Source organism: Cricetibacter osteomyelitidis (assembly GCF_004340985.1).
In the GTDB taxonomy this organism is placed as follows: Bacteria; Pseudomonadota; Gammaproteobacteria; order Enterobacterales; family Pasteurellaceae; genus Cricetibacter; species Cricetibacter osteomyelitidis.
Genome location: NZ_SLYB01000029.1, coordinates 24,647 through 33,015, shown reverse-complemented (window position 1 = coordinate 33,015; position 8,369 = coordinate 24,647). Strand labels below are relative to the sequence as shown.

The following is an 8,369-nucleotide window of genomic DNA, read 5'->3' as shown; positions in this document are numbered from 1 at the left end:
GACCTGCATTACCTGCCGCATCCACCGCTTTTGCCACTACCGGCTGTCCATCGGCTACTTTATTGGCCGGTATTGTCGCTTTAGTTTCATTAACCTCGACATTCGGATCATCTGACTTAAAGGTACCGTCCGACTGTTTTGTTAAAGTCACTTTCTTCGGCTCTGTTGTGCCTTCCGGTGTATAGCTCACCTCAACTTTATCACCGACTTCTAAATCTGCCGGCAAGTCAATGCTCACTGAACCATCTGCTAAATTTGCGGTGACGGTTGGTTCTATCGTTGGCGCTATAGTATCAACAGCCAACACCGCTGTCGCCATTTTAGATTCATTACCCGCAGGATCAGTTACTTTTGCTGTAACTGTGACATCACTATCTTTATCCGTTGACACTTGTTCAATAATGTAGCCGGCGGTGATCATTTCTTTGGTTACGGGAATTACTTTTTCTGTCCCATTGATCGTGAGTACAAGATTATCACCTACTTCGGTTTTATCCGGAATCGTAATATAAACCGGAGTGATAGCTCTATTACCATCTATTGATACGCTTTCTCCTGCATTTAATTTACCATCTGCATCTTGATCTTCTCCAAATACAATATTTGGTGCACCTGCAGTGTTACGTGGTAGTTCAAGACCACGCGGTAACTCTGCTTTATCAGTAGAATTGTCATTGCCATTAACAACACCATCTCCATTGCTGTCACCCGGTTTTTTGGTATCGCCAGCAATTTTGCTATCCGCATCTGTTGTATTGTTTTTATCATCCGTGCCTTTAGCATTTACTTCGCTGTTATCTTTCACTTTATTCGCAGGAATAGTGAATGTTCCGTCCTGATTGACCTCTACGTTTGAATCATCTGATTTCCAACTGCCATTTGCATCTTTTTCTACAGTAGCGGTTTTGTCATTACTATCTTCATCGGTGTAAGTAATAACAACTTTGGTATTGTCATCACCCGGTTTTACCGTAACATTACCGTTGGTTTCCAAGGTAATAGTCGGTTTATCCGCAGTAGTATCGGTATTATTGTTATTCCCACCATTATTACCATTACCACTATCACTCCCCCCATTACTCGCTGCAATCGCAATCCCTGCTGCAATCGGCGCAAGTGCCAATAACCACCATGGGTTAAACGCCCAGAAGGCGCCGATCTCTTCACCACCTAAGGCTTGTGGGGCGGCAACTTGTTCCGCGAGCATACTCACGGCATCGGTTTTCATTCCGGATTCCGGTACATAGGCATAGATATTGCCGTTTTCATGTTCACCTACAAGCAAGTTGCTGGTGTTTTCTGTTTGATCATAGTAATTTTTAATGATTACATCAGCGCTCATATCGCCGTCTTCTAAGAAGATTTTAAGATCGTTGCCTTCACGTTTGACGATGATGTTTTGTGGACCGAGTCCGGTTTGATCATCAATTAATTGATAGTTAGATTTATCTCTTGCTTCAATGGTAAGTTGGTTGCCTTTTTCAATTTGATGGCTGGCAATCACTTTTTTGGCGCTTAATACTTTTAATGTGGTTGACATAAGTCGTTGTTCTCCCTAATTAGTTGCCGTATACCGCGATTTCTACGCGGCGGTTCAGTTGGTTACATTGGTTGCGTTGAGTGCCTTGGTAGGCATCGCAGGTGGTGACAATCGGCTCCGCTTTGCCGTAGCCCACGGCAACGATTGGTGCTGTCATACCAGCTTCGAGATTTTCCACTGCCATGACTGCTGTGCCACAGTTAGTTGGTGCGGGTACGCGGGAGAGGGTTTGGTTTTCTTTTGGTAATTTGGAAACTGCCGCAGAACCGACCGCACTTTCTACCCGTTCAAAAGTTAATTTGCCGTTCACTTGGCTAACTTTGACGTAGTTCACTTCGCCCACCGATAAGGTGTAATTCACGCCTTGGGTACGGTTACCAAAGCTATTCGCTGCGCTAAATGACGTGCTGAATAAGTGTTTGTCAGCACATACGGCAACGGGTGAGAACGTATTTGGTAACAGAGAAACTTGGTAGTTGCCATCTACATAGATATTCACAGCTTGTCCCGCAACGTCATCTTGGCGATAGAACACGACTAGTGCCTGATTGTTACCTAACTGTGTGGAAACACTGCTTTTCTCAAAATTGTTCCACACTTCCAGTGATTGGTTTGCATCACGTGCACAGCCTGTCAGCGCCAACACCATGCTCAAACCGAGTAATGTTTTTTTCATGCATAAACCTCAATATGGTTAAAGGAGATGAACACCTTGCGATGGTTCAATGCTTTTCCGTTAATCAAATACAATATCAAACCAACCGTAGCTCTATATGGCTACAGTCCAATTAGTGAAAATAACTAAAGGAAAAACAAGAACATATCGTAGGAAACTTCGTTGTCGCTTAAGCCTGAACGGGATAAGCGAAGAACGACTTGAGCCGGAAAAATAAAAAAACTCAAGGCAAAGAGCACTTAACGAGTAAGTACCCTTTGCCTTGAGTTTTTTTGAAAGCGGGGAGAAAAATTGTGTGACGTTAGCGACTAATGCCTTTATCTGTCTTCTGTCTTCTGTCTTCTGTCTTCTGTCTTCTGTCTTCTGTCTTCTGTCTTCTGTCTTGCAGCATTATGGTAACAATTCCCTATAAAGTAAAATAAATATTTAGGCATTCTAAAGATTTTTATAAAAATTTCAAGTAATTCTGTGATAAAAGTCTTTTTTATTTCAAAAGTGCGGTCATTTTTCAGAACGTTTTGAAATATAAGCAATAAATTTTAGAGTGACTTTTGCAGTAAAAGAATAGGTCTTATCCGACGATTTGGTAAAAATCTATGCTGAAATCTGCCACACTTTTAAATAATCTAAAAAAACAAAAATCCCCCGATGCTTTTGCATCGGGGGATTGATTATAGGCACTAATTAACTAGTAACTAAGCTAGATAATATTAACGCCTTGTTGGATGTAAACCTCTTCATCATTTACTTGACCAGTTGGACCTTTGTAAGTGTATTTATCATACACGATACCATTTTCTACGATATCAGAACCTGTTTTTTCCCAAACAGCCCAATTATTTTTGATTTCTCGGGTGCCTCCATTATCCCAGTATTCTGTATTACCGTTAGAGTCTGTTCGAGCAGCATTATTAGTACCGTTTCCATTGTTGTTACCGAAATCTACCGTATCACCGGCATCACCTTTAATATAGAGTTTGGTGATGCTATCGCCTGTACGTTGTAAATCGGCAAGGGTAAACGCTACTTTTTGATTACCGGTACCACCAGTTATCGTACGCATATCAATAGTTTCAACATTTAATACCTGGCTCATATCTAATTTTAGATCTGCACCATGTAAAAAGATCGTGTCATTACCTTCTCCACCATTAATTGCACCATTCCCGGTATTAAATCCAGTTCCGGTTACTGTGATGACATCATCACCGTTGCCCATATCAATCTTCACATTATCTGTGCCTGATTTCAGAATAGAACCAACAGTTACACTATCGTCTCCGTCTCCGAATGCAAATATTCCGCCTTTTAGTGTGCCTTTAATGTTTACTGTATCGGTACCATTGCCAAAAGTGAAAGTTCCATCAGTATCAACGTTTTTGCCAACTTCGATAAAATTGTTTCCATCACCTAAATCAAATTTTTGTGTCTGACCGGCAATAGTATTAATACTACCTTTTACAGAGATAATGTCATCACCGGATCCCGCAGTAAAATCTATTTTCTTGGTAAGATCCCCACCACTGGAAGTACCGTAACCGACACGCAATTCATTATGACCTTCACCTAAGTTTACGGTTTTGTTACCATCCATAGTACCATCAATGTGTACCGCATCATTTCCGGCTCCACCGTAAATATTTAAGTTAATGGCATTATTCGTATTACCACCAACATACAGAATGTTAGTATCACTGGTTTTATCTTCGATTTGGCCTAAATCAAAGGTATATCCTCCAATAAGTAGATCCTTATCAATTGAAATTCGATCACTACCTGAACCCATGGCAATTCTACCGCTATTCATAGACTGTGCAGTACCTCTAGCTTGGAGACTGTCATTACCTGCACCAAGATCAACATTGATATTTTGCCCCACTGTTGAACCAATAGAACCATTTGACACACCAAAACCACCAAATGGTTTATAGTCTAAACCAACAATAATAGTATCATTATCATCAGTTGCCGTAATCGCACCTTGTGCAGCTGTACCTGTTTTTTGTTTACCTAAGATATTACCATTAGTAATTAATGATTGATCAAAGTCTTTATTCGGATTAGTGAGTGGACCACCTTCAGTAGTTAAGTCACTGAATAAGTTACGCAATAAACTCACCTTACTTTCAGATACGTTACCCGCTGCATCAGTAGTACGAATTTCAAGTGCACCGGCAACAAAACGATCAAAATTAGTTAATTTCAGATTGTATTTACCGCTCGCATCGGCTTCAACTTTCACCCATTCGCTCTTACCGCTACCCGTTGCATAGCGATACTCGATCGTTGCATTCACTTCCGATAAACCTGTTGGTGCAAACACTACTTCACCAGTATTAATATCAAACTTCTCAACAGACATTTGTTCAACTAAACTGTCTAAACGGAAATCGAAAGTACCTTTAGCACCAGTTGAGAGTTCATCACCGTTTTTATCTTCAATAACTACCTCATAGCGATAGCCTTGACTATAAGTATCTTTCAATACATTATCGCCTTTCGGTATAACGGTGTAGGTCAAATCATCTGATGTTGTCATATCACTGCTAACATCAGTTTTACCATATTCAGTAGAATTTTCCGACAATTCATAACGATAGACTTTCACCACTTGGCCCGCTACCGGAGCTTTATCTAGGGTAAATTCCAGCACTGCCGCTTTATCATTAGTCAAACCGGTTGCCAGACTTGTTGCTGTTGATAAACCGGTTGCACTTGATACATCACCGACATATTTCGCATCACCATCTGTATAAAAATCAGTATACTGATAAGTACCATCAACCAGTGGTTCATCAGTTAAATTGTCTTTTAATTTGATTTCTGTTACTTGCGGTGTAGAAGCTGTATAATCTATGTCTTCTACGACTCCCGTTGCTGAAGTACCGGATGCTTTCACTTCATATTCTTTTGTCGAAGAGTAATCGGTAAGGCTATTTGCATCAACCATTACCGACCAACTACCATCTTCAGCCAATGTTGCGGTTTTCGTAACAATAGCTGTACCACCTTTTTCGGAAATCGTTACAGTAATACCATCTGTAATATCTTTGCTCGTACCACGAATTAAGAAACCGCCAGCTGCTTCTGCCGGGCTAATTTGAGCATAAATATCGGATGGCTGGGTTGCTGCAGTACCATCGTCGTTGAAATCAGCAGCCTGCGTATCACCGGCAATTTCAGTAATATCGATAATTGGTTTTTCTGTTATCTCAGGTGTTTTGGCTTCAGCTTCATCTTTTGCAGTATTACCTGCCGGATCGTTCGATGTTGCGGTTACCGTTGAGTCATCTTTCACTTCCGTTGCCGAAATCGTGACTTTACCCGTATTCGAATCTATGGTGACATTTTCCGGTTTACCTTCCGATACCCAATTTCCCGTATCATCTTTCTTCACCGTAAATTCCTGCTCTTTACCATTTTCATCCGTGTATTTAACCGTTACCGGGTTCTCATCTTTCGGTGTAACGGTTACTGAACCATCGGTTTGGGCTTCCGCATCCGGTGCTGCCGGTGCAGTCTGGTCTACCTTAAACGGCACTTCCGCACTTTCTTTGCTCGACTGACCATCCGGTGTAGTCACTTTGGCACTTACTTTATAATCACCGTCTGTGGCTATCTCTGTGGTTGGGATTGTCACCGCCACTTTACCTGCACTTTCTTCTGTTCCTGTTACAACATGTGGAACTTCAGTTTTTGAACCATCCGGCTTGGTTACTATCACCGTAACCGTATCCCCTTCTTTGGTGTTCTTCGGTAAGGTGACCTCTACCGGTACGCCGCCATCAGAATCCGCTTCATCTTTGTTAATAAAACCGTCTTCTGCTTCAGGAACACTTACTTTTGGTGCACCTTTTTCTGTCGTTGTATCGTTGTCATTATCATCCGCATCTCCGTCACCGTCTACATCACCCGGTACTCGTGGGGTATTGGGTTTACTATTCCCACCATTATTTCCACTATCACTCCCCCCACTACTCGCCGCAATCGCAATCCCTGCTGCAATCGGTGCAAGTGCCAATAACCACCATGGGTTAAATGCCCAGAAGGCGCCGATTTCTTCGCCGCCTAAGGCTTGTGGTGCGATAACTTCTTCAGCGAGCATACTTACCGCATCGGTTTTTATTCCGGATTCCGGTACGTAGGCGTAGATGTTGCCGTTTTCGTGTTGACCTACAAGCAAGTTGCTGGTGTTTTCTGTTTGATCATCATAGTAATTTTTGATGATTACATCAGCGCTCATATCACCGTCTTCTAAGAAGACTTTTAGATCGTTGCCTTCGCGTTTGGCGATGATGTTTTGTGGACCAAGACCGGTGCTGTCGTCGATCAGTTGGTAATTGGATTTATCTCTTGCGTCAATGATAAGCGGGTTGCCTTTTTCAATTTGATGGCTGGCAATCACTTTTTTGGCACTTAATACTTTTAATGTGGTTGACATAGCTGTTAATTCTCCCTATTAGTTGCCGTATACCGCAATTTCTACGCGGCGGTTCGGTTGATTACATTGGTTGCGTTGGGTGCCTTGGTAGGCATCGCAGGTGGTGACAATCGGCTCTGCTTTGCCGTAGCCCATAGCAACGATTGGTGTTGTCACACCGGCTTTTTCCAACGCCAATTTCACGGTGTTAGCGCGTTTTTGTGAAAGTGCCTGGTTGTAAGCTGCAGAACCAACCGGGTCGGTATGTCCGGAGACGGTGATTTTGCTGATATTCGGCATAGTTTTTGCTTTGTCGGCGAAGGCTTGGATTTGTGCTTTGCCGTTTGGCAGGATGTCGTTATAGCCGGATTTATTGAAGCCGAATAAGGCACCGGCCTCTAAGTTTTCCACTGCCATGACTGCTGTGCCACAGTTAGTTGGTGTCGGTACTCGGGAGAGGGTTTGGTTTTCTTTTGGTAATTTGGAAACTGCCGCAGAACCGACCTCACTTTCTACCCGTTCAAAGCTGAGTTTACCGTTCACTTGGCTGACTTTGACGTAGTTCACTTCGTCCACCGGTAAGGTGTAATTCACGCCTTGGGTACGGTTGCCGAATTGGTTCGCGGTGCTAAATGACGCGCTAAATAAGTGTTTGTCGGCGCATACAGCAACGGGCGAGAACGCATTGGGTAACAAGGAGGCTTGATAGTCGCCGTCCACAAAGACATTCACCGCCTGACCGGTGATATCATCCTGGCGATAGAACACGACTAACGCTTGGTTTTCGCCTAATTGTGCGGAAATACTGCTTTTTTCAAAGTTGTTCCACACTTCCAATGGTTGGTTTGCATCACGTGCACAGCCTGTTAGTGCCAGCACCATGCTCAAACCGAGTAATGTTTTTTTCATGCATAAACCTCAATATGGTTAAAGGAAATGAACACCTTGCGATGGTTCAATGGACTTCCGTTAATCAAATACTATGTCAAACCAATACTATTTAACCGTAACCTTATGCGGTTACAGTCCAATTGGTGAAAATAACTAAAGGAAAAACAAGAACATATCGTAGGAAACTTCGTTGTTGCTTAAGCCTGAACGGGATAAGCGAAGAACGACTTGAGTCTGTGGAAAAACCAAAAAACTCAAGGCAAAGGGCACTTAACGAGTAAGTACCCTTTGCCTTGAGTTTTTTTGAAAGCGGGGAGAAAAATTGTGTGACGTTAGCGACTAATGCCTTTATCTGTCTTCTGTCTTCTGTCTTCTGTCTTCTGTCTTCTGTCTTCTGTCTTCTGTCTTCTGTCTTGCAGCATTATGGTAACAATTCCCTATAAAGTAAAATAAATATTTAGAATTTTAGAGATTTTTATAAAAATTTCAAGTAATTCTGTGATTAAAGTCCTTTTTTCGCTTCAAAAGTGCGGTCATTTTTTAGAAGATTTTGAAATATAAGCAATAAATTTTAGGGTGACTTCTGCACTAAAAGATCAATTTTTATTCGACAATTTGATAAAAAATCTGTGCTGAAATCTACCGCACTTTTAAATTATCTTAAAAAAACAAAAATCCCCCGATGGTTTTGTATCGGGGGATTGATTTTAGAAATTAACTAAAAGGTTGGGTAAACCGATTAGATAACTTGGATACCTTGTTGATCTGACAAGCCTTGGGTTAGTACTACTGTACACGTACACATCGTATGTAACACCGTCTACCCGCTGGTGATGGTTACA

The 8,369-nt window shown here is 42.0% G+C and carries 3 protein-coding genes and 1 pseudogene; all 4 read right to left on the bottom strand.

Annotated elements, in window-relative coordinates:
* A pseudogene (locus EDC44_RS10825) lies at window positions 1-1,540 on the bottom strand (hypothetical protein); the annotation flags it as partial.
* 19 nt (window positions 1,541-1,559) lie between these two features.
* Window positions 1,560-2,216 (bottom strand): lipoprotein, encoded by a 657-nt coding sequence (locus EDC44_RS10820; protein WP_131978727.1) that lies wholly within the window; start codon window positions 2,214-2,216, stop codon window positions 1,560-1,562.
* Between the two features lie 700 nt (window positions 2,217-2,916).
* Complete coding sequence (locus EDC44_RS13020) at window positions 2,917-6,657, bottom strand: hypothetical protein (RefSeq protein WP_165870259.1); 3,741 nt, start codon at window positions 6,655-6,657, stop codon at window positions 2,917-2,919.
* A gap of 18 nt (window positions 6,658-6,675) precedes the next feature.
* Window positions 6,676-7,545: an OmpA family protein gene (locus tag EDC44_RS10810; protein ID WP_131978724.1), complete on the bottom strand. Its 870-nt coding sequence runs from the start codon at window positions 7,543-7,545 to the stop codon at window positions 6,676-6,678.
* Window positions 7,546-8,369: the final 824 nt, after the last annotated feature.